At 44.6% G+C, this 891-nt stretch carries 1 pseudogene; it reads right to left on the bottom strand.

The features are described from left to right. Positions 1 to 891 (bottom strand): annotated as a pseudogene (locus tag ACFIJS_RS09050) (filamentous hemagglutinin); the annotation flags it as partial.

Raw genomic sequence — 891 nt, 5'->3', positions numbered from 1 at the left:
ATAGGCTTTGTTAGTCTGTCCAAATTTGCTATCGGTAAATTTAGTGGGTTTCTTTTTTAACCACTTCTTTTTTTCTTGAGCAGCAAGTTTGGTCAGTTCTTTCTTCGCCGCAAGTTTGTCAGGATCTCCTTGAGCGGCAAGTTCTGCAAGATTTTTCTTGGAAGCGAATTGGGCAAAATCTTTCCTAGCATTGAACTTGATCACAGCCTTTTCGCCAAGCTTTATGGCTCCCTTGGCTGCTCCAGCGCCTCCAGCAAAATTTTCTAACACTCCGGCTGATAATCTTCCTGTTTCAAAACCAGCATTAAAAGCTCCGTCAACTCCCGCTTTTTCAAAATTCTCTTTTACGTAATCTATATCCCCTATAAAGGAATCCTCAATACCTCCCCAGAATTGACCAGCACCTTCCCAGACATCATCAATCACATGTCCACTCACGACCCAAGACGCTCCTGTTCCAATGTCTTTAACAGCCCTTTTACCGCCCTCCCATGGATTGCTAGCAAATATCATTATTTGTAACATCATGTTCTTCACACCGCTATCAGCTAACTCGTATAACTTGATTGGTACATCGGCAATGAGACCAGACATAAGTCCTGTCGAAAAAGTTCTATCTTGTTGTTCATCAATCTCGAACCATTTTTCGTTAACATCTCTTCGACACTGATCATCAGGACACTCCTTTAATTCTTTCTTCATCTGAGCTTGTTGAGCACTGCTGAGGTAGTTATTAGCAGCGGCATTACCAGCGGCATCGGCGCCGGCATCAACATTGCCACCAGCAAGCGCGGCAGCAACACCCCCAGCAGCCCGTGCAACATCAATGGTGTGGTCTCTAAAGTCAGCAAACTGCGCATCAATCTTTGCGTTTATACGCGCTTGCTCTTC

The organism is Bartonella sp. OT172YNZD (assembly GCF_042193725.1).
Classification (GTDB): Bacteria; Pseudomonadota; Alphaproteobacteria; order Rhizobiales; family Rhizobiaceae; genus Bartonella; species Bartonella grahamii_A.
The sequence above is the reverse complement of the archived record's forward strand: the minus strand, read 5'-3'. Positions and strand labels throughout refer to the sequence as shown.